General features: G+C 42.0%; 23 protein-coding genes. 16 read left to right on the forward strand and 7 right to left on the reverse strand.

What is annotated here, in order from left to right:
- Window positions 1–38: 38 nt before the first annotated feature.
- Window positions 39–542 carry a hypothetical protein gene (locus tag NSQ49_RS21685; protein WP_159862845.1) on the reverse strand — a complete coding sequence of 168 codons (504 nt, stop codon included), beginning with the start codon at window positions 540–542 and terminating at the stop codon, window positions 39–41.
- Window positions 543–718: 176 nt separating this feature from the next.
- Between NSQ49_RS21685 and pssA the strand changes: the two genes are divergently transcribed.
- On the forward strand, window positions 719–1,414 hold the full coding sequence (pssA, locus tag NSQ49_RS21690; protein ID WP_095245375.1) for a CDP-diacylglycerol--serine O-phosphatidyltransferase: 696 nt from the start codon (window positions 719–721) through the stop codon (window positions 1,412–1,414).
- Window positions 1,415–1,442: 28 nt separating this feature from the next.
- Here pssA and NSQ49_RS21695 read toward each other — a convergent pair whose 3' ends face one another.
- On the reverse strand, window positions 1,443–1,817 hold the full coding sequence (locus NSQ49_RS21695; protein WP_061792220.1) for a nucleotide excision repair endonuclease: 375 nt from the start codon (window positions 1,815–1,817) through the stop codon (window positions 1,443–1,445).
- Between the two features lie 81 nt (window positions 1,818–1,898).
- Window positions 1,899–3,233 carry an FAD-dependent oxidoreductase gene (locus NSQ49_RS21700; RefSeq protein WP_251283986.1) on the reverse strand — a complete coding sequence of 445 codons (1,335 nt, stop codon included), beginning with the start codon at window positions 3,231–3,233 and terminating at the stop codon, window positions 1,899–1,901.
- Between the two features lie 304 nt (window positions 3,234–3,537).
- On the opposite strand from NSQ49_RS21700, the gene NSQ49_RS21705 reads away from it, so the two are divergent.
- The 7 genes from NSQ49_RS21705 to NSQ49_RS21735 all read left to right on the forward strand — a co-directional run bounded on the left by NSQ49_RS21705 (window position 3,538) and on the right by NSQ49_RS21735 (window position 11,608).
- Window positions 3,538–4,326 (forward strand): ABC transporter ATP-binding protein, encoded by a 789-nt coding sequence (locus tag NSQ49_RS21705; protein ID WP_396398897.1) that lies wholly within the window; start codon window positions 3,538–3,540, stop codon window positions 4,324–4,326.
- A 28-nt stretch (window positions 4,327–4,354) separates the two neighbouring features.
- On the forward strand, window positions 4,355–6,262 hold the full coding sequence (locus tag NSQ49_RS21710) for an AMP-binding protein (RefSeq protein WP_251283984.1): 1,908 nt from the start codon (window positions 4,355–4,357) through the stop codon (window positions 6,260–6,262).
- Window positions 6,262–7,146, forward strand: coding sequence for a branched-chain amino acid ABC transporter permease (locus NSQ49_RS21715; protein WP_159862850.1), 885 nt, complete (start codon window positions 6,262–6,264; stop codon window positions 7,144–7,146). Before NSQ49_RS21710 ends, NSQ49_RS21715 begins: the two co-directional genes overlap by 1 nt.
- Window positions 7,147–7,149: 3 nt before the next feature.
- The gene (locus NSQ49_RS21720) at window positions 7,150–8,211 is read left to right on the forward strand and encodes a branched-chain amino acid ABC transporter permease (RefSeq protein WP_159862851.1); all 1,062 of its coding nucleotides are present in this window, start codon (window positions 7,150–7,152) and stop codon (window positions 8,209–8,211) included.
- An 84-nt stretch (window positions 8,212–8,295) separates the two neighbouring features.
- Window positions 8,296–9,477 carry an ABC transporter substrate-binding protein gene (locus tag NSQ49_RS21725; protein ID WP_251283983.1) on the forward strand — a complete coding sequence of 394 codons (1,182 nt, stop codon included), beginning with the start codon at window positions 8,296–8,298 and terminating at the stop codon, window positions 9,475–9,477.
- A gap of 170 nt (window positions 9,478–9,647) precedes the next feature.
- Window positions 9,648–10,436, forward strand: coding sequence for an ABC transporter ATP-binding protein (locus tag NSQ49_RS21730; protein ID WP_061792213.1), 789 nt, complete (start codon window positions 9,648–9,650; stop codon window positions 10,434–10,436).
- A complete protein-coding gene (locus NSQ49_RS21735) occupies window positions 10,436–11,608 on the forward strand; it encodes a phenylacetate--CoA ligase family protein (RefSeq protein ID WP_159862853.1) in 1,173 nt (390 codons plus the stop codon). The genes NSQ49_RS21730 and NSQ49_RS21735 overlap by 1 nt, the downstream gene beginning before the upstream one ends.
- 210 nt (window positions 11,609–11,818) lie before the next feature.
- Here the strand turns inward: NSQ49_RS21735 and NSQ49_RS21740 are convergent, their stop codons facing one another.
- The 3 genes from NSQ49_RS21740 to NSQ49_RS21750 all read right to left on the reverse strand — a co-directional run bounded on the left by NSQ49_RS21740 (window position 11,819) and on the right by NSQ49_RS21750 (window position 13,623).
- Entirely contained in the window at window positions 11,819–12,028 is a 210-nt protein-coding gene (locus NSQ49_RS21740) for a hypothetical protein (RefSeq protein ID WP_159862854.1), read from the reverse strand.
- An 88-nt stretch (window positions 12,029–12,116) separates the two neighbouring features.
- Window positions 12,117–12,731 (reverse strand): class I SAM-dependent methyltransferase, encoded by a 615-nt coding sequence (locus NSQ49_RS21745; RefSeq protein ID WP_159862855.1) that lies wholly within the window; start codon window positions 12,729–12,731, stop codon window positions 12,117–12,119.
- A 94-nt stretch (window positions 12,732–12,825) separates the two neighbouring features.
- The gene (locus tag NSQ49_RS21750; RefSeq protein WP_159862856.1) at window positions 12,826–13,623 is read right to left on the reverse strand and encodes a DUF169 domain-containing protein; all 798 of its coding nucleotides are present in this window, start codon (window positions 13,621–13,623) and stop codon (window positions 12,826–12,828) included.
- Between the two features lie 167 nt (window positions 13,624–13,790).
- Between NSQ49_RS21750 and NSQ49_RS21755 the strand changes: the two genes are divergently transcribed.
- The 3 genes from NSQ49_RS21755 to NSQ49_RS21765 all read left to right on the forward strand — a co-directional run bounded on the left by NSQ49_RS21755 (window position 13,791) and on the right by NSQ49_RS21765 (window position 16,018).
- Entirely contained in the window at window positions 13,791–14,207 is a 417-nt protein-coding gene (locus tag NSQ49_RS21755) for an SRPBCC family protein (protein ID WP_159862857.1), read from the forward strand.
- Complete coding sequence (locus NSQ49_RS21760) at window positions 14,207–14,530, forward strand: ArsR/SmtB family transcription factor (RefSeq protein WP_159862858.1); 324 nt, start codon at window positions 14,207–14,209, stop codon at window positions 14,528–14,530. The genes NSQ49_RS21755 and NSQ49_RS21760 overlap by 1 nt, the downstream gene beginning before the upstream one ends.
- A gap of 117 nt (window positions 14,531–14,647) precedes the next feature.
- Entirely contained in the window at window positions 14,648–16,018 is a 1,371-nt protein-coding gene (locus NSQ49_RS21765) for an MATE family efflux transporter (protein WP_159862859.1), read from the forward strand.
- 129 nt (window positions 16,019–16,147) lie between these two features.
- On the opposite strand, the gene NSQ49_RS21770 is transcribed toward NSQ49_RS21765, so the two are convergent.
- Window positions 16,148–16,777 carry a flavodoxin family protein gene (locus tag NSQ49_RS21770; protein ID WP_159862860.1) on the reverse strand — a complete coding sequence of 210 codons (630 nt, stop codon included), beginning with the start codon at window positions 16,775–16,777 and terminating at the stop codon, window positions 16,148–16,150.
- 132 nt (window positions 16,778–16,909) lie between these two features.
- Here NSQ49_RS21770 and NSQ49_RS21775 point away from each other — a divergent pair, with 132 nt between their 5' ends.
- The 5 genes from NSQ49_RS21775 to NSQ49_RS21795 all read left to right on the forward strand — a co-directional run bounded on the left by NSQ49_RS21775 (window position 16,910) and on the right by NSQ49_RS21795 (window position 20,528).
- On the forward strand, window positions 16,910–17,311 hold the full coding sequence (locus NSQ49_RS21775; RefSeq protein WP_251283982.1) for a VOC family protein: 402 nt from the start codon (window positions 16,910–16,912) through the stop codon (window positions 17,309–17,311).
- Between the two features lie 82 nt (window positions 17,312–17,393).
- Window positions 17,394–17,849, forward strand: coding sequence for a GNAT family N-acetyltransferase (locus NSQ49_RS21780; protein ID WP_159862862.1), 456 nt, complete (start codon window positions 17,394–17,396; stop codon window positions 17,847–17,849).
- Window positions 17,850–17,969: 120 nt separating this feature from the next.
- Window positions 17,970–18,647 (forward strand): NAD(P)H-dependent oxidoreductase, encoded by a 678-nt coding sequence (locus NSQ49_RS21785; protein ID WP_159862863.1) that lies wholly within the window; start codon window positions 17,970–17,972, stop codon window positions 18,645–18,647.
- Window positions 18,648–18,759: 112 nt separating this feature from the next.
- Window positions 18,760–19,701: a hypothetical protein gene (locus NSQ49_RS21790; RefSeq protein WP_159862864.1), complete on the forward strand. Its 942-nt coding sequence runs from the start codon at window positions 18,760–18,762 to the stop codon at window positions 19,699–19,701.
- 17 nt (window positions 19,702–19,718) lie between these two features.
- The gene (locus tag NSQ49_RS21795; RefSeq protein ID WP_159863031.1) at window positions 19,719–20,528 is read left to right on the forward strand and encodes a GNAT family N-acetyltransferase; all 810 of its coding nucleotides are present in this window, start codon (window positions 19,719–19,721) and stop codon (window positions 20,526–20,528) included.
- Window positions 20,529–20,585: the final 57 nt, after the last annotated feature.

The raw sequence follows: 20,585 nt of genomic DNA on the forward strand, positions 1-20,585 counted from the left end.
TAAATAAAGAGAGTCCCCAATTATGAGGGACTCTTTTGTTATGCCCTAAAAATGGCGACACTGGCGAAATCCAGGCGGTTCACTCTTCCTGCAGGGAAAGGGGAAGGGCCGGATAAAACAAGACGGATCTTATCGCCTTTTTTCAGCTCCTCCAGCATTAAAGTGGATGTTGCATAATCAATGTCAAAGTTGTTGTTATTAAAGGAGGTTTGAGAATTAACGATAGTTCCGCCATTACGCTGCAGCTCAAATTTCAGCGGCAGACTATTTTGATTTATAGTAGCAGCAAACACTTGTATGCTGAACTGAAGAAAATAAAGGCCGCTTTCCTCAACTGTTATCGTATTATTCACTGCATCAAAGTGAAAATTAGAATCTCCTTTAGCGCTGTTTAGGCGAACGGTGGAAGGAAGGGAAGTGTTCTCGTCAAAAAATTGGGGAATGAAATCATTGGTGACATAAATTTTGCCTGTATTTCTTGAGTACCTCTCTTTACCAGAGCAGGAGCGGTCATGGGATTTATTAGATAATAAACAAATCACCTCCTTATTATATTTAACAGAGTTTCAAAATTGGTATAGGACAAGTATCCAACACAATGGATTTTTGCCTTTGAATTTTTTGTAAGGGTGGGTTCCAGCTGAGATTAAATGGTATAATGAGAGGGAATATATATTAAAATAATCTTTTTTACAATTTTGGAGTGTGATGGTCACTAGTGCGTTTTATTAAAACAATCCCCAATATGGTCACTTTGGGTAATTTATATTGCGGCTTTCTTTCAATCGGCATGGCTGCCAATGGAGAATTTAAAAATGCAGCCATATTAATCTTAATTGGCATGATGCTTGATAGCATGGACGGCAGGCTTGCCAGAATGCTGAAGGCGGATAGTACACTTGGAAAAGAACTGGATTCTCTTGCAGATATTGTTACTTTTGGCGTAGCACCATCATTTTTGGTGTTTTATACATACTTTTTTCAATTTGGTATTCTTGGATTAGCGGTTTCAGGTCTTTTTCCTTTATTTGGGGCATATCGCCTTGCCCGATTTAATATCAGCCCTCCAAAATCTTCTTTAAACTATTTTATTGGAGTTCCGATAACAGCAGCAGGCGGGATCATGGCCATACTGACCCTTTTTGGGGATCGGATTCCCAATATTATTACAACAGTCGTTTTCACTGCACTCTGCTTTCTTATGGTAAGCAGAATCAGGATACCCAGCTTTAAAGAAGTTCCCCTTCCGAAATACGGAACGATTGTTACTGTATTTCTTGGAAGTGTCCTATACGTAATCTACAAGGGCTCTTATGGCCCATTTCCCGATTTGATTTATATTGCGATACCGCTTTACATTGCTTATTTGACATACCGATTCATTAAAGGAAAAAATAAAAAAGAAATTGACTAAATAAAAAAAAGGCCGGGATGGCCTTTTTTTATTTGTAAAATACTTTATCGATATTATATTTTGCCTGAAGGGCATTGATGATGTAAGTTTCATAAATTTCGCGTTCCATGCTGTCTTCCACATAAATAACCGCAATTTTATAGACGTCATCACGATGATTTTTTATAGGAGAAACATTGTCTTCAAAATGCTTTTTAACTCGCTGTCTTAATTTTCGGGCCTTCCCTACAAAAAGCAGATCTTCTTTTGCATCAAAAAACAGAATCATGCCGCCCTTATCTCTTGGTATCTTATGGTAATCTGTAAAACCATAGACACTGCTAAGGTCACTTTCTCCTGCCTGTCCTGTTTGTCTGCTTCTTGTAATTACGAGATTAGGCTCTGGTATTTCAATTTTTATCAATATCATCACTTCCTATTCTAAAAATAAAGATTAACATATACCAGCAAAGTAATCCACATTCAAAGAAAGAAATCGGTATATTTATTTCTTTTGCCTTCGAAATATATTCCATACTGCTCCTGGAGTGAACAATATTGCCGGATGTGCCTGCAGATGGAGCACTTTCATAAAGCGGTCATATGAATAGGGATCAAAGGAGCAGGCATTGACCACTTTTTTGACATACCACTGAAGAAGGGGCACTCCCAAAGGTTTAGATCCAGCCGTGTGCGAGAACCTGAAATCCTCAGTTGAAGCAATTAACCAGGGAATATCCACTATTTTGCTGAGTTTTTTATGGAAAATAAAAGGATCTGCATCTGCTTCTCCTGCACTTAAAAGGACTTCCTGCAATGCCTTTGCTTCCTTAGCTGCAATGCTCATACCCTGAGCAAATACCGGATCTATTCTGCAAAAAGAATCACCCATTACAAGCAATCCTTTAGGAAATGTCTTCATCTTTTCAAAATGATATCGCCTCATTGAGGGAAAGCGGTATACCTTTAAATCAGAAGCCGGCTCACCATTTTTTATACACTCATAAATATGCGGATTTTCGAGGTTTTTCGCTGACTCAAGGAATTCCTGGTTATCCGCTGGCGGATGATTGTCACCATAACCAAAGAGGGTAATCAACCATTCTTTGTTCTCGGTTGGTGAAATAGCTCCTCCAAAGGATTGATGCGGAGGATTCGGATAGATTAATAAACTCTTCCATTCAGCATCTGCCGGAATTTTTTTATAAATACGGCTGGCGTAAAATAAATTTATTGATATCTCTGTTTTCTTAGGCTGGCCGACCCCAAGTTTTCCGAGCAATTGAAATGCAAGGCTGGCGGCACCAGATGCATCAACAGTTAAATCTGCAGAATGAATGGCGTTACCGTCTGCATTTTCCGTCTCAATACCCGTAATTCTGGACGAGTTTAAGATAAAACCTTTAGCTTTTGTATTATATAAAGTATGTATATTTTTAATCTGATCTATTCTTTTGCGAATATAATATTCAAGAAAGGGGCGGCTTTGCTGAATAATAGAACAGCCTGAGTTATATCTGATTTTCCACCTCCCATGATGGTTCCAGGCAATGTCATTGGCAAAATTGGCTGGAACCGACCCTCCTTCTATCATTTCAGCTCTCAGGCCCGGGAAAAAGTCCTCAAGTATACTCTCTCCGCTCTTCAGCAGAACATGTCCTTGTGCGGCCTGCGGTATCCCTTTTCGAAGACTGCTTTTCGATTGTTTTCCATCTGTTTCGATGATCATGACCCTTTCAAAGAAGTCTGAAAGCCCTCTTGCCGCAAGCATCCCGGCAATACTTCCTCCTATCACAATGGCTGTTTTCTGTTTCCTGTCATCACTTTGAGTCCCAAGCATTCTAAATCCTCCATAACATTCAATGCTTTTATATTAGTTCCTTTTGACTAATAAAGATATCTTTAATAAAAAATATCGGAAATTTTAATTACGAATCTGCAAAAATTCAGCCTCCCATATCCCACCATATTCATAGTGAAAACAACTTTCATATAAGGAAAATGTCATATCAATATTTTCATTCACATAAAAATGAAAAATAGCTCAGGAGAGAAAAATATTTTAAATATAAAAAGGAGAAACTGGATGTGTAAAGAATATTTAAACTATTCATAATTTTGTAAATAATATTTAAACAAATGTAATGAAGGGGGTCGGAGGATTGGGGATTTTGGAGATTAAGGATGCAACTTTACGGTTTGGAGGCGTAACAGCTCTTGACCAGGTTTCATATGAAGTGCAGGAGGGGGAGATTTTTTCACTGATTGGCCCAAATGGTGCAGGTAAGACAAGTATGCTGAATTGTATTAGCGGGCTGTACAAACCTTCATCCGGAAAGATTTTTTTTAAGGGGGAAGATATTACCCGGTATAAACCCCACAAAAGAGCCAGTATGGGCATTGCACGTGCCTTTCAGAATATCGAGCTTTTTCCGCATTTATCTGTTTTGGACAATCTGATGCTTGGCAGGCATGTAAGAATGACAACCGGTCTGCTTGCAGGAGGGCTGTATTGGGGGAAGGCGCAGAAAGAGGAAATTGAACACAGGAAAAAAGTTGAGCAGGTAATCGATTTTCTTGAAATTGAGGATATCCGAAATACACCGGTAGGGACTCTTTCATATGGATTGCAGAAAAGGGTCGAAACCGGCAGGGCTCTGGCGATGGAACCTGAGATTCTTCTTCTGGATGAGCCTATGGCAGGCATGAATAGTGAAGAAAAAGAGGACATGGCCAGATACATTATCGACATTCACGAAGAAATGAATACCACCATTATATTAATTGAACACGATATGGGAGTGGTAATGGACTTATCCGATCACATTGCAGTACTTGATTTCGGGAAGCTAATTGGCTATGGGACACCTAAAGAGATTCAGAATAATCCTAAAGTCATTGAAGCCTACCTGGGAGAAGAGAATGCCGTTTAAATATTATTAGGAGGGGGGGAGCGATTCTATGAGCAAGACGTTTCCGCAGCAGCTGGTTGAAAGGGCTTACAAAAATGGTTCCCAAGTTGCTTTAAGAGAAAAAGAATTTGGAATTTGGAATGAAATTACGTATGAAGCGTTCTTGGACAAAGTAAAGAATTTCAGCCTGGGTTTGGCATCGTTGGGTCTACAAAGAGAAGATAAGCTTGCCATTATTGGCGATAACAGGCCCGAATGGGTAATCAGTGAGCTTGCTGCGCAAAGCTTAGGCGGCATTTCAGTAGGAATTTATCAGGAATCTCTAGCTGCTGAACTAAGTTACATTATCGATAATTGCGACGCAACCATAATTGTTGCGGAGGACCAGGAACAAGTGGATAAACTGCTGGAAATTAAAGACTCCATTCCTAAAGTGAGGACGATTATTTATTACGATTCACGCGGCATGAGGGGGTACCGGGAGGACTTTCTGCTGGAATTTAACGAAGTTCTGGAAATGGGACGAAGTTATCAATCAGGGCAGCCTGACTTATTTTCAGAGGAAGTTGATAAGGGGTCCGAAGATGACGTGGCGATTTTATCCTATACTTCAGGGACGACAGGCAACCCAAAGGGCACCATGCTTACTTACCGGAATCTGATCGATATGGCAAAGAATCTTTCAGAAATTGATCCGCTGACAGATAAGGATGAATATGTTTCCTTCCTTCCTCTTGCCTGGATTGGGGAACAGATGATGTCCCTTGCCATGGGGCTATACAATGGGATGACGATTAATTTTCCGGAAGAGCCGGCAACCGTTTTGGAAGACCTGCGCGAAATAGGACCACAGGTTATGTTCTCGCCGCCAAGAATCTATGAAGATATGGTTTCGCGTTTTCAGGTTAGAGTTAAGGACAGCGGCTGGCTGAAAAGAAAGATTTATAACTGGTGCAAGCCGATTGGCGAGAAGGTTGCAAAAGCTCATTTTGAAAATAAACCAGTCAGCACGGGTACAAAGATTCTTTATAAAATGGCCGATTACCTGATGTTCAGTGCAATTCGCGATCACTTTGGGCTCTTTAAGATCAAACGAGCTTATACAGGCGGTGCCCCTTTAGGACCTGATGTATTTGAATTTTTCCATAGCATTGGTGTGAATGTGAAAAGCATTTACGGACAGACAGAGGTAGCCGGAATTTCCATCGTACATAGGGACGGCGATATAAAGCTTGACAGTGTTGGAATTCCCATTCCGGGTACAGAAGTGAAAATTTCTGAAGAAGGGGAAATTCTGATCAAAAGCTCAAGTGTCTGCAAAGGGTATTACAAAAATGAGAAAAGCACAGCGGAAACTATTCAGGATGGGTGGCTGCATACCGGCGATGCAGGGAGGCTGGATGAGGAAGGTCATTTGTATATCATTGACCGGATTAAGGATGTGATCCGCCTCGATACGGGGGAAATGTTCTCCCCGCAATTTATCGAAAACAAGCTGAAATTCAGTTCATTCATACAGGAAGCGGTAGCAATCGGGAAGGATCGCCCCTATGTGGTTGCCATGATCAATATCGATATGAAAAATGTAGGACGCTGGGCAGAGAAAAATCAAATCAGCTATACCACTTATACCGATTTATCTTCCAAGCCTCAAGTGCTGGAGCTGATCGAAAAACAGGTGCAGGAGATCAATCAGGCTCTGCCTGAAAAAGCACGAGTGAAAAAATTCGTTCTTCTTTATAAAGAACTGGATGCAGATGACGAGGAGCTTACAAGAACAAAGAAAGTCCGCAGACAGTTTGTTGCTAAAAAGTATCAGGCCTTAATCGATGGACTTTATACAGAGGACAAAAAAATACGTGTCAATGGCACGATCAAGTATCGTGATGGCATGGAACAAACCATCCAAACAACGCTCCAGGTAATTTTTATGGATGAAGGAGAGGGGGCAGCTTAATGACATTTTTCTTGCAAATGCTCGTAACAGGCATTGTGGTAGGAAGCGTTTATGCTCTTGTAGCATTGGGCTTTGTACTTATCTATAAATCAAGTGACGCCATCAACTTTGCACAGGGTGAGTTCCTTTTAATTGGAACGTATGTCTGTTTAACGCTTATTACAGCCTACAACATTCCGTTTGCTGCAGCCCTGTTAATTGCACTGATGTTCAGTGCTGTTTTAGGCTTTGTCATTGAACGGGTCGTTCTGAGGCCGTTTATTGGAGAGCCTGTCATATCCATGATTATGGCGACAATCGGATTATCGAGTGTTCTTGCCGGCATTGTCCATATTATTTGGGGGCATGAAACACGTGTATTTCCTAAGATTTTCTCTGAACAGCCAGTTAATATTGGTGAGATCGTCATTGCGCCGGTCTATTTATGGTCATTATTAATCGTTGTGGTGATGCTTGTCATTTTCACCCTCTTTTTCAAATATTCCAAGCTTGGGATTGCAATGAGAGCAACCGCAGATGATCAGCAGGCTGCAATGTCAATGGGCATCAGCGTAAAAATGATTTTCGCAGTGGCCTGGGCAATTGCTGCCATTGTTTCTGCAGTTGGAGGCATCCTTCTCGGAAACATCAATGGCGTGAATGCATCACTTTCAGCGATCGGCTTAAAAGTGCTTCCGGTTGCCATTCTTGGAGGACTCGACAGTATTCCCGGTGCCATCATCGGCGGGCTGATCATCGGCATTCTTGAGAGCCTGACCGGCGGATATCTGGATCCATTGGTTGGCGGGGGTCTGAAAGAGGTTATGCCTTTTGTCATTCTCGTATTTATCCTTATGTTCAAGCCATATGGTTTGTTTGGAAAAAAAGAAATCGAGAGGGTGTAACCAATGAGAAATCCTTTTGTAATGGATTGTGGAGAGTTCCATGTGAATTATAAACAAGATATGGCTATCTGGAAGATAACCAGAGTAAGGATGAGGGTGTTCATTTTGCTCGCTGCCTTTGCTATATTTCCGATGTTTGCATCCGATTATATCATTGGACTGGCTACCCTTTGCGGGATTGCTGCGATTGGAGCAATTGGATTGAACATCCTGACTGGCTTTACGGGCCAGATTTCTATAGGGGTGGGGGCCTTTCTGGGGGTAGGCGGTTATACGTCGGCCATTTTGACAGCAAAGCTGGGGTTAAGCTTCTGGATTGCCATGCCGACAGCCGGGATTGTAACGGCGATAGTCGGCGGACTATTCGGACTGCCATCCTTAAGGCTAAAAGGTTTATACCTGGCAATTGCCACCCTTGCAGCACAGGTTATCATTTTGTTTGTCATTTCACGCTGGGATGCGCTGACTGGCGGAACAGCAGGAATGGTCCTATCCAGGCCTGAACTTGGCAGTTTTGTCTTTTACAGTGAACGGAGCTATTACTACCTTATGTTTGTGGTGCTGATTATTACAGCCATCTTCACACTGAACCTCTTCAGGTCGCGGGTCGGCAGGGCATTTATTGCAGTCCGGGACCGAGATGTGGCAGCTGAGGTTATCGGAATTGATTTATTCAAATATAAAGTATTGGCATTTATTGTAAGTTCCTTCTTTGTTGGCATTGCCGGCGCTTTACTCGGCCATTATACAATGGTTGTCAGTCCTGAGCTTTATAGCATTTCAGTGTCCATCGAATACTTGGCAATCATACTGGTCGGTGGTCTGGGCAGTGTATTCGGGTCAATTTACGGAGCTGTATTTATCACGCTGCTTCCGGTTCTCCTAAGATCCGGAGTAGAAATGATGAGTGGGGTGTTTCCTGACTTATCCGCTGTCCTAATCGGGATGAAAGAGGTAGTATTCGGCCTGGTAATTATCTTATTCCTAATCTATGAACCGCAGGGTCTCGCGAAAATATGGAAAAACATCAAAGACTATTTTAAACTGTGGCCGTTTTCCTATTAATTCCCGGGTAATAATATCTGAAAATTTTGAAAGTAACTCTTTCAAATTTTTATAAAAAAAGAGGAAAAAATGAGGGGGAACATTATGAAGAAGCTTTGGAAAGGTTTATTGGCAGCAACATTAATGGCTGGAATGCTGGCTGGCTGTTCAGGAGGCTCCGAGGAAGCATCAGGTGACAAGAAAGGCGGCACTGTTAAAATCGGCGGTATTTTTGATCTTACTGGCGGTACCGGTGATGTTGGAACACCATATGCAGAAGGTGAAAAAGCTTTTTTTGAATCCATTGCAGGCGAGGAGATTAACGGCTATAAACTCGAATTAATTGGTGATGACTATGCTTATAAAATTCCGGAAGCCCAAAAACTATATCAGAAATTAAAATCAAAAGATAAAGTATCGGCCATTTTAGGATGGGGAACAGGGGACACAGAGGCCCTCCGCCAGCAGGTGGCTGCCGACAAGCTTCCATTCATTTCGGCATCATACTCAGAGAACCTGAAGAATATTGACGAAAGTCCATATAACTTCCTGGCTGCGGCATCATACTCCGATCAGGCAAGATCCGTACTTAAATGGATAAAAGACAACCACACTGGCGGCACACCGACTGTAGCTTTAATTTACAATGATACAGCTTTTGGAAAATCGCCAATTGAAGATGCCAAAAACTTTGCCAAGGAAAATGGCATTGAAATTGTAGATGAACAAATTGTCGACCTAAAAACCCTTGATGCAACATCCCAATTGCTGAACATGGAAAAGAAAAACCCTGATTATGCGATTATCAACCAAACCTGGGGTGCAACAGCAACCATTCTAAAAGATGCTAAAAAGCTTGGATTGGACACACAATTCATCGGTTTAAACTGGGCTACAGGTGAAGGCTTGCTTCCAATCGCCGGTGATGCGGCTGAAGGGTTTATCGGGGTGGTTACACATGCCTTCCCATATGAAGATCTGCCTGGAATGGAAGAAATCAAGAAGTACGTTGAAAGCAAGGGAGAAAAGCTGGAGGACAAGAACCAGAAATTTATCCAAGGGTGGGTGTCCGCCAAAATTATGGTCGAAGGCCTAAAGCTTGCTGAAGACCCGACTTCCGGCGAAGGCATCCGTGCCGGTCTGGAGAAGATTTCAAATCTGGACCTTGGCGGATTAGCCGCACCGGTTACTTTTTCTCCTGACAATCATGCTGGTACAAACCAAGTCCGCTTGGCAGAAGTGAAGAATGGCAAGTTTGAAGTGTTCACTGATTATATCGGCTACTAACATGATGGGGGCGAGGTTTTTACCCGCCTCCTGTTCGCTTTTAAAGGCCTGTTGTGAACTTTGCAAAAAAACTCGAAATTTGGCAAAGGAAGATGAAGATTCGCAAACAAAGAACAATCCAGTATTTGACCTGGGAACGAAAATATAGAGATAACCGGGAGGGCAGATGTATGCTGACTATCAACAATGTAGAAGTGATGTACGATAAGGTCATCCTTGTATTAAAAGGGATGTCGATGGTGGTGCCAAAAGGGAAAATTGTTGCTTTGCTTGGAAGCAATGGTGCAGGGAAAACGACTACGCTCAAAGCGATTTCAGGCCTCCTGAAAAGCGAAAACGGTGAAGTCACGGATGGATTTATTGAGCTTTATGGAGAGCGCATTGATGTAAACGATGCGGAAACAATTGTAAAGAAAGGTATTTTTCAGTGCATGGAAGGAAGACGCGTGTTCAAGCACCTTTCTGTAGAGGATAACCTGATTGCAGGTGCGCATACCAGGAAAGACAGGAAGAATATTAAGAGTGATATCCAAAAAGTCTATCATTATTTTCCAAAGCTTGAAATGCTGAAGCACAGGCAGGCCGGTTACCTGTCAGGAGGCGAACAGCAAATGCTGGCCATCGGAAGAGGTATCATGGCAAAGCCTAAGGTGCTGCTGCTAGATGAACCTTCATTAGGACTGGCCCCGCTTTTAGTTAAAGAAATCTTTGGCATTATAAAGAAAATCAATGAAGAAGAGGGAACCACGATCCTGGTAGTGGAGCAGAATGCCAATGTTGCATTATCGATTGCCGATTATGGATACATCATGGAAAACGGCCGGATTGTGATGGATGGAACGGTGGACCGGCTTCTTTCCAATCAGGATGTACGTGAATTTTACCTTGGGATGGGGGATAAGGGACGGAAAAGCTATAAAGATATTAAATCTTATAAAAGAAGAAAGAGGTGGCTGTAATGGAAAAGCTGAAGGAAGTAATTCACCATGCATATGAAAATGCAAGCGGATTTAAAAGGCGGATTGAGGAAGCCGGTATTTCTCCAGGTGACATGCAAACCTTAAAAGACCTGGAAAAAATCCCAGTTCTTAAAAAAGACAGATTACCGGAATTGCAATCAGCAGACCAGCCTTTCGGGGGGTTCACAGCTGTAAAGCCATATGAAATGGAACGAATTTTTATGTCGCCGGGTCCGATTTACGATCCGCAGACGAATGGGAAAGATTTCTGGCGTTTCTCAGAAGCTCTTAAGACAGCGGGCTTTGGGAAGGGGGATATAGTCCAAAATACATTTTCCTATCATCTTTCACCAGCAGGCTTTATGTTTGACTCCGCCCTTCGTGAATTAGGAGCAACTGTCATTCCTGCCGGAACCGGGAATCGGGAGCTGCAGATTCAGGTTATGAAGGATGTCGGAGTGACCGGCTATGTGGGAACACCGAGCTTCTTTATCCTTTTGCTGGATGCCATCGCAGAAAAAGGATGGGAGACAGGAAAGGATATTGTCGTGAAAAAAGCGTTTTTCACTGCTGAAATGCTGACAGAACAAACGCGTAAAAGGTGTGAAGACAATGGAATTTCCGTATATGAAGGATATGGGACTGCAGATTGCGGTTGTCTAGCTTTTGAGGACAAATTGGGAACTGGACTGAGAATCACAGATTCTGCGATTGTTCAAATCTGTGACCCGCAGACTGGAGTGGAAGTGACAGATGGAGAAGGAGAAGTGGTTGTCACTCTATTTGATAAAAGCTACCCGCTTATCCGCTTTGGCACTGGCGACCTTTCCCGCTGGGTTAAAGGGTATGAAGGGAAAAGGATTGCGGGAGTGCTGGGGCGTGTGAGTGATGGTGTAAAAGTTAAAGGGATGTTTGTTAGAGAAAAACAGCTGTCACACTTCTTGAATGAAGCAGGGTATCCGGTTTATCAGGCTGTGGTAACAAATGAGCAGGGACAGGACCAGATTACGATTTTTATAGAATCTGAAAAAGGTTTAAACCCTGACCTTGCTTCAAAAGTCCAGAATGTGATCAGGGTTAAGCCGATAATTGAATTAACAGTGCCAGGTTCTATTAAAAGGGATGATAAGAAGCTGGTGGATAAGCGCAACTATGAATTAAAGAGGGTTTAATTAAGGGAGGCTGATTGAATCGGCCTTCTTTTTTTGGGAGAATTTGCGATGGTTAACTTTGATTAATGCCGAAAACGAGGTAGAGGAGGGGGAATGGCAATTAATCAGGAGGATTACTGCCGAAATGAAGTGAAGCAGAGGAAAGTGGTAGTTAATCAGAAGGAATAACGCCGAAACAAAAAAAGACCCCGAATATAAGGTCTTAAAATGCTATTTTTTCTCACAGCTAACAGGTGACCAAAAGCCATCTTTCTTTATCACTACCTCTTCAGCTTTATCAAAGTTATCAAAGCATTTCTCTATAATGAGTCTATTCGCTTGATCGTTTTTATGAATTTGGTTAAATACTAATCCGCCAATCGTTAGAATAGCGACACTTCCAACTATCGAGATAATCATATTTGTTTTATTTTTGTTCAACTATCGCTTCTCCTTTCGTATTTTTTAGTTGGTTTTCCTGCCAATGGGTATTATCTAAAGCAGCAATCCCCTAAGATAACAGCCTATCTCATTTAACAAAAATGGCGCCGTTATCAAGATTCTCACACTTCACCACCAGAAACAATCCTTTATAATAGGCAGTCACGTTCGTTATTTTCATGCCTGAATCTTGAATAGCCTGAAGTGTATTCCGGTTCAGGTGGCACCCGTCGCATATCCGCTTCCATAGAGGATTGAGGGCTTCCTGGGCAAATGCGAGAGCGGGCTGTTCCATTTTTACATGTTCAAAGAATAGTATTTTTGCCTGTGGCTTGCAGACCCGTCTGATCTCTGCGAGTGCTTTTTCAGGATTTGGAATTGTGCAGAACACCAGTGCGGCAACGGCAGAATCAAATGTATTGTCGGCGAATTCGAGTTTTTCAGCAGACTGCTGGTGAATTTGAATAGGAACTGCAGCCTCATATTTTCGAGGAAGTGATTTTTCAATCATAGCCTGATTCGGTTCAATTGCATCTACCCGGTCTGCATTTTTGTATAAGGGGAAGTTGATGCCTGTACCGGCTCCGATTTCGAGAACACGGCCGGAAGTCATGGTAAGAATCTCGCTTCTGATTTTCTGAAATTTTCTTTTTTCAAGAGGCTGCATGGCCAGATCATATAGGGATGGGAATAATTTGCTCAAAAATCCTCACTTCTCTCTTAATAGCCGTCTTTTTATTTTACCCTTTTCCCAAAATGAAACAGCCGGCACCTCTATTGGAGGAGCCAGCTCTTATTCAGGGAATGCTATTAAACATCTCGTTAAGCTTCTCATATGTGTCAGGATATTTTGCCTCATACTGAAGGTAGGCTGGGACAGGGTAGCGCACACCGCCTTTGTGGGTTTGCTTTAATCCCTCTGCAAAATCATCCGCCATGGAAAAGGGGATGGTAAAGGCCATTTCGTGATCATGTGTCTGACCGAAGACCCGGTCCCCATAGCATGGCAGAATAACCTGCGGCTTACCGGATTGAATTGTCTTAATAACAATATCGGCGCAATCTGCCCGGGCTGTAAAAGTGGAAGTAATTTCGCCGCCCGTATGATAGAGTGCACCAGCCACCATTCGCATGACTTGTGCCGAATTTCCGTAAACAGTAATTACATCCGGTTCAAATGCAGCTCTCCCCAGAGGTGCCATCAGCACGGTCCCGGCTTCCTCTTTTGTAAACTTAGGTACCGCCGCTTCGGTTAATGCACCTAGATTACACGTTTTTGTATACATCCCATCTGTTAAATTTCCCTCTGAGTAATAATCCAGTTCTTCTTCAAATCCGAAAGCAATTTTAGCAATGGGGCATGATAAATCCTCTCTGCCCATGGCAACCGCCCAGCCATATCTTCTTGACATCGTCACTCCCTGGCAGATGCTGAATGTTTTGCCGAAGTCTTTTGCCGGCCGTTTTACTCTGTCAGGCAATGCCTCCTCCATTTTCATTACTTTAATAGCAAGCGGAAAGGTGTCGGGACGAACGTATGTATGAATTGCAGTTTCCAGGTCAGATAGCTTTTGGGCGTGAATGGCTTCCTGCATTAATAATCCCTCCTTAAGATATAATATGTATTCTGCAGATTATATCGATCAACCTGCATAACAGGGCATTTATTTTTGCAAACAGGAATTGACATGAAACCAAAAGGTTTTATATAATCCATATGAAACCAAAAGGTTGTATTTTATAGACGAAGGAGAATAAGAAAATGGAAACAATTCAGGATATTAAACAAACTGTAATACTCAATGCGCCTATCGAAAAAGTCTGGAAGAAAGTTTCAACATCAGAAGGAATCGAAGCGTGGTTTATGCCAAATGATTTTAAGGCTGAGGTTGGATATGAGTTCCATATTCAATCTCCTTTTGGCCCGTCACCTTGTAAGGTGACAGAACTGGATGAGCCAAACAGGCTTTCTTTTCAATGGGATACTGATGGATGGGTTGTATCTTTTATTTTAAAAGATTTAGGCGGGAAAACTGAATTTACGCTTATACATGGCGGATGGAAACAGCCGGGTGAATTGGTTGAAAAAGCCCAGCAGGATAGTGCGGTTATCCGTGAAAGAATGTCTCACGGGTGGACTGGAATTCTTGCGGAGCTTGGCAAGGCTGTTGAGGAATAATGGGTGCTCCTGCCAGGAAACATGATGTGTTTCAGGCAATCGCCGATCCTACGAGAAGAGAAGTTTTACGGCTGCTTGCTGAAAAAGAGCGCCCAATCTCAGAGATAAGCGCGCATTTTCCTATAAGCCGTACTGCCATATCAAAACATCTTCGTATTCTTTCTGAAGCTGATTTAGTAAAAGGGGAAAAAGCAGGCAGAGAAAGAATTTATCATCTTCAGCCTGAGCCGCTGACTGAATTAAAGGAATGGCTCTCCTTTTATGAGCAATTCTGGAGCAATAAGCTGCAAAAACTTAAATATATTGTTGAAGATGAAGATTGATTTCCGGAAAAAGAGCTGCCGAAGCTCTTTTTTCTTTTGAATGAAAAAGAGGTCTTTCTTTTTGAAAATATAATATAATATTATTTGTGTTTACTATTTTGTAAAGGAGTCTTGAGGATGTATCAGACGTTTTCTTTACAGGAGAAGTTCAGACAAATCACATTCATGCTGCTTCCTATCCTCATCACGCAGCTTGGCATGTTTGCAATGGGATTTTTTAATACAATTATGTCAGGACGGTATAATGCTGAGGCCCTTGCCGGAGTAGCGATTGGGACCTCCATTTGGAATCCCGTTTTTACCGGGCTCAGTGGAATATTGATGGCAGTATCCCCAATCGCAGCTCAAGCAATTGGAGAAAAAAAGAACAAAGAAGTTTTATCTATTGTAAAAAATGGCATCTTATTGGGATTTATCATTGCTTTTACAGTCATCCTTCTGGGATCGATATTGCTTGATCCGCTGCTTGAGATAATGAATCTGCCTGCTGGTGTGGAGGAAACGGCTCATGGATATCTAGTGGGTCTTAGCTTCGGGATCATTCCTTTATTCATATTTAATGTTTTAAGATCATTCATATACGCACTCGGCAAAACGGGAGTTGTCATGGTGATTTTATTCTGTTCACTTCCCATCAATCTCTTCCTGAATTATGTCCTGATTTTTGGCCAATGGGGATTTCCTGAATTAGGAGGTGCAGGAGGCGGTTATGCAACTTCTATTACTTATTGGTTTATCCTTGTCTTGACGGCATTAATTATCAAAACGAAGGCTCCTTTTTCAAGCTATGCCATTTTTAGCGGCATGAAGGGGTTTTCATGGGATAAATGCAAGGAAATCTTAAAGATTGGTGTACCCATGGGACTGTCAATCTTCTTTGAAACTAGTATGTTTGCCGCGGTGACCATTTTAATCAGTAAATTCAATGTCACAACTATTGCTGCATATCAGTCTGCATTAAACATTGTTTCCTTCCTGTATATGATTCCAATTAGTATTTCAATGGCGCAGACCGTGTTAGTCGGGTTTGAAGTGGGCGCAGGCAGGTATAAGGATGCAAAATCCTACAGCTGGCTGGGCATCTATCTTTCTGTTTTAGTAGCACTGTTCACAGGGATCCTGGTTGTCATTTTCCGCTATGAGGTTGCGGGCTTTTATTCTACTGATCAGGCGGTTATTGCCCTAACTGCCCATTTTCTGATTTATGCCCTGTTTTTCCAGATTTCCGATGCCATTCAGGCTACAGCACTAGCAGCATTAAGAGGATATAAAGATGTGAATATTTCTTTTATAATCACACTGGTTTCTTATTGGCTGATCTGCCTGCCCGCGGGTTATGTACTTGCACACTATACAGACCTTGGTGCAACTGGCTACTGGCTAGGCCTTACACTCGGGCTTCTTGCTGCAGGTGTTTGTCTATCAATTAGGCTCATGGTTATCCAGAAGAAAAAATTTAACATGGAAGAAATCAGGGAAGCCGGTTAATGCCGTCTATCCGCTAATTGCGGTATGGACGGTTTTTTATATTTGGCTGTAAGGCGAGTTCGTCTAAAGTCATTGCAAAAAGAACCAGCAATTGAGGCCAATGCTGGTTCTTTTTGCTTGTTAATGTGACTAGCTTTTAACAATATTTCCTTCTGCTGGTATCGGGTGTGCTTTTAACTTCCGGGCAAAATGAATTAAATTATAAGCCATTATTTTGGCATGCTGTCTGGTGAAGTCATTTTCATAGCCTTTTGCTTCAATGAAGGATGGACCGGGGCCAGCCTCACCAACCCAATAGGTGTCAACGTTCGGCGGAATGGTAAATCCCATATGGGAGAGTGAATATATCACGGAACGTGCAACCTGTTTCGCGCCATCTTCATTGCCAGTCACCACTGCGCCGCCTACCTTGTTGTAATAAATATACTGTCCTTTTTCATTCGTCAGACCGCTTCCTCCATACAATCTCTCAATTACTTTAGTGGTAATGCTGCTTTGTTCGCCTAGCCAGATGGGAGAACCAAGAATAAGAATGTCTGCCTCTTCAACCTTCTTGAAGATATCTGGCCATTCGTCCTCCTGATCCACAGCTTCAGAAGTAATACCGTAGCCAATCCTAAAATCTGCCACTGTAATAACCTCGGTTTCCACTTCCGTTTTATCAAAAAATTTAAGAACCTCATCGATAAGTGCTCTGGTATTGGAAGGTTCACTGCTTTTTTTTAGTGTACAGTTTAGGACTAATGCTTTAATTGACATGTGACATCCAACTCCCTTTACGATATTCACTACACTTAATTCCCTTTGCCGATAATTAAAAACAATGAAAATGAAGGAATAGAGAGAAATCCAGCGAAATACATAATTTGGTATAAGAATGGAGGGAAGGAAATGATTTATGAAATGACAGTGCAATTCCGGGTACTGGATATTAAAGAAGGAGTGTGGTGGTATGAAACATTGCTTAATAAAAAACCTGATTTCATTCCCCATGAAGGATTTGCGGAGTGGGAACTCATTAAAGGGTGCTGGCTTCAGATAGCAGTGGGTGCCCCAAGTATAGGAAGCGGTCCAGTCAGACTTGGTGTGCCTGATCTTGAAAAGGAACGTGAAAGACTAATCGCAGAATTAAAACTCACTCCATTTGAAATCCACTCAAGAGAAGGAGTCCCTGTTAAGTGGGCTACATTTTCAGATCCTTGGGGAAATAGAATTGGGCTTTTTGAATATATCGATAAGCATGAAAAGGAAACACAAATAAAAAAAGTAATTGAAAATAAACTGGGGAGTTGACTGCCATGGATCATCATTTTATAGAAAGAGAGGAAGGCTTTACCCTTCATTTTTTGCCAGAAAGGCCTAGGAATGAGGACATATGAAGATTCGAAAAATTGGCCATTCAGAGCCCCCTCCAATGCATCTTCTGCTATTGGCCGATCCTTCAATTGAATTTATTAAGGATTATATAATACGAGGAACTACATATGTCGCAGAATTTAATGAAGCAGCAGTCGGCGTGTATATCCTTCTTGACACAAGACCTGGGACCTGTGAGATTGTTAATATTGCTGTCGAGGAAAGATATCAGGGAGGGGGCATTGGCAGAAAACTTATACAGCATGCAATAGAGGCTGCTTCTCAAAGCGGGATTAAGACCCTTGAGATTGGAACTGGTAATTCCAGTATTGGGCAGCTTGCTCTTTATCAGAAATGCGGCTTTAAAATCACCGGAATCGATAAAAACTTTTTTGTACGGCATTACAAAGACGATATCCATGAAAATGGAATCCGCTGCCGGGATATGATCAGGCTGTCAATGGATCTGCAGTGAAAGTGCCCAAAGGGATTAAAATTAGGAGTAAAAGGGGCAGACTAAAAGCTGATTTCATGAAAGTTGTGCTGGCAATGTGTTACGTTTATATTAGATCAATCAGAGAAGGAGTGTTTGCATTTGCGTGAAAAGGAAGCTTTAAAGGAAGAAATACTGAATGCCTATCAATTCAGGCATGCGACAAAGGAATTTGATCCAAATAAAAAAATTCCCGAAGAAGATTTCAAGTTTATATTAGAGACAGGCCGTCTGTCACCAAGTTCATTTGGCTTTGAACCATGGCGTTTTGTGGTTGTTCAGAATCAGGAGCTCCGTGAGAAAATTAAAAATGCAGCCTGGGGAGCATTCGGTAAACTGCCTGAAGCCAGCCACTTTGTTTTAATCCTGGCAAGAACGAAAAATGATACTAAATATGACTCGCAGTATTTGAAGGATCATTTTAAAAATACTCTCGGGATGCCGGAAGAGATGATGGAGAAATATTTGCAGCGGATCGAGGAATTTCAGAAGTCCGATTTTGATCTTCTGGAAGGAGATCGGCCTCTTTTTGACTGGGCCTGTAAACAAAGCTACATCGCACTTGGGAATATGATGACCGCCGCTGCACAAATTGGCATAGATTCCTGCCCAATTGAGGGGTTTGACATTGAAAAAATGAATAAGCTGCTAAATGAGGAAGGCTTGCTTGAAGAAGGCAGCTTCGGGCTGTCGGTAATGTGTGCCTTTGGGTATAGAGTGAAGGATCCTAGGCCAAAAACACGCAGACCATTCGATGATATTGTAAAATGGATTGATTAGGAAAAGAGCATTAACTCTTTTCCTTTTTTTATTGTTTAAAAAAGGAAATTAAAAGTATGGCTAGAAGATCTTATTAGAAATCAATCGGCCTGTATAGGAAGGGAACTTATCTATGAAGATACCGAAGGAAAAATTTGAAAAGACAAGCAGATGGATAAAAAGAAATGCAAGGCCTCTGGAATCAGCCCTATGGTCTTATCATTTTGAGGATCGTAACGATGAAAGGGTAATAGAGTGTATTGAAGCGTTTCAGAATGAAGACGGAGGATTTGGACATGGCATTGAACCGGATTTCTGGTCACCTCATTCGTCACCAATGGCTTCCTGGGCTGCCGGACAAATTTTACTGGACATTGAAGCAAAGCCCGAGTTGAATGTAGTACAAAAACTAGTAAATTATTTAGAAAGCAGCTATATGCATGAGAAGTATATGTGGCCATCTGTGATGCCTTCTAACAATGACTACCCGCATGCTCCATGGTGGCATTGGACCGAGAATGTCCAGGACAATTGGTCTTATAATCCGAGCGCAGAGCTCGCCGGGTTTTTATTGCATTGGTCAGCACCTGGAAGCAGTGCTGCTGAAATAGGATGGAAAACCGTAAAAAGTGCAATTGACTATTTAATGAAAGCAGATGAGATGGATAGACATCAAATAAATAATTTTCAGCAGCTGGTTAAGCTGATGCCTGGGCAGGAAACTGAATTCGATTCAAGAATTCATTACTCGCTCAAGGAAACGGCTGAAAAAGTGAATGCACTTGCTTATCAAGCTGCCGGTAAGAGTAAAGCAGTATGGTCAGAAGGCTATGTAGCCACTCCATTGGATTTTGCTGAGCAGCCTGAGGACTTTCTTTCTATGGAATTTGGAACGTACATAAATGATAATCTTGATTTCTATATTGAGCAGCTTTCAAATGAAGGGACTTGGGACATTAACTGGAGCTGGGGACAATTTGAAAATGAGTTCCCGGTTGCACGCAATCATTGGAAAGGGATACTTGCAGTTAAACGATATAAAATATTGCATTCGTTTGGAAGACTTGACGATTAATAAATGAGGTGAGAATGATGAAACTAGTGATGAAAACGGACTTGGCTGTGAGGCTGGATCAGGCAGAGACTGATGTGCTGCACTCCAGATTGACGGCTATTCAAAATAGGGACGGAAATCCAATGGGCGTGGAAATTAAAAGAATTGGCAGGACAACAGCGTTTACTGCCAATAATATGCCGGGACCAGCCTTCAATCTTGTAAAAGGTTTCAGTGAAGCAGATGCAGAGGTCCTGGATCAATTAATAGATTTCTATCAGGAAAAAAGAATACCGGTTCGATTGGAGATCACCCCATCTAACGGATCATCAGAATTACTGAAGCTGCTTCACCAAAAAGGGTTCTATCAATGTGATTTCCATACCACTTTATATGCGGAAACATCAAGTCTGGAAGACACTCCGATACATGCCGATATTGATATACGCAGGATGCAAAGAAGCGACTTTCATCTTTTCGGTGAGCTATATACAAAGGGATTTGGCTTGCCTGGATTTCTAAGCCAGGGGATAGCTGAAAATAATGAAGTTCTTTATAACAATAAAAACTGGTTCTTTTACCTTGCCCTTGTAAACAATGAATCAGCTGGAATAGGGGTTGTTTATATCGAAGAGAGAACAGCGAGTCTTGCGGCTGCAGCTGTTTTGCCAGCTTTCAGGAACAGGGGGGTACATGGGGCGCTAATACAAGCCCGAATTTACCAGGCGATTACCAATAATTCCGAACTTGTGACTGGGCAGGCAAGGTTTGGTTCAGTTAGCCAGAACAATATGGAAAAAGCAGGTCTGAAAATTGGATATACAAAAGCGATTTGGACAAGGGAATAAACCCATGCAGGAAAGGGAGCTTCACATATATACCAGAGAGGCAGCTAATGAGGATAT

This window comes from Cytobacillus sp. FSL R5-0377, assembly GCF_038004385.1.
Lineage (GTDB): Bacteria > Bacillota > Bacilli > Bacillales > Cytobacillaceae > Cytobacillus.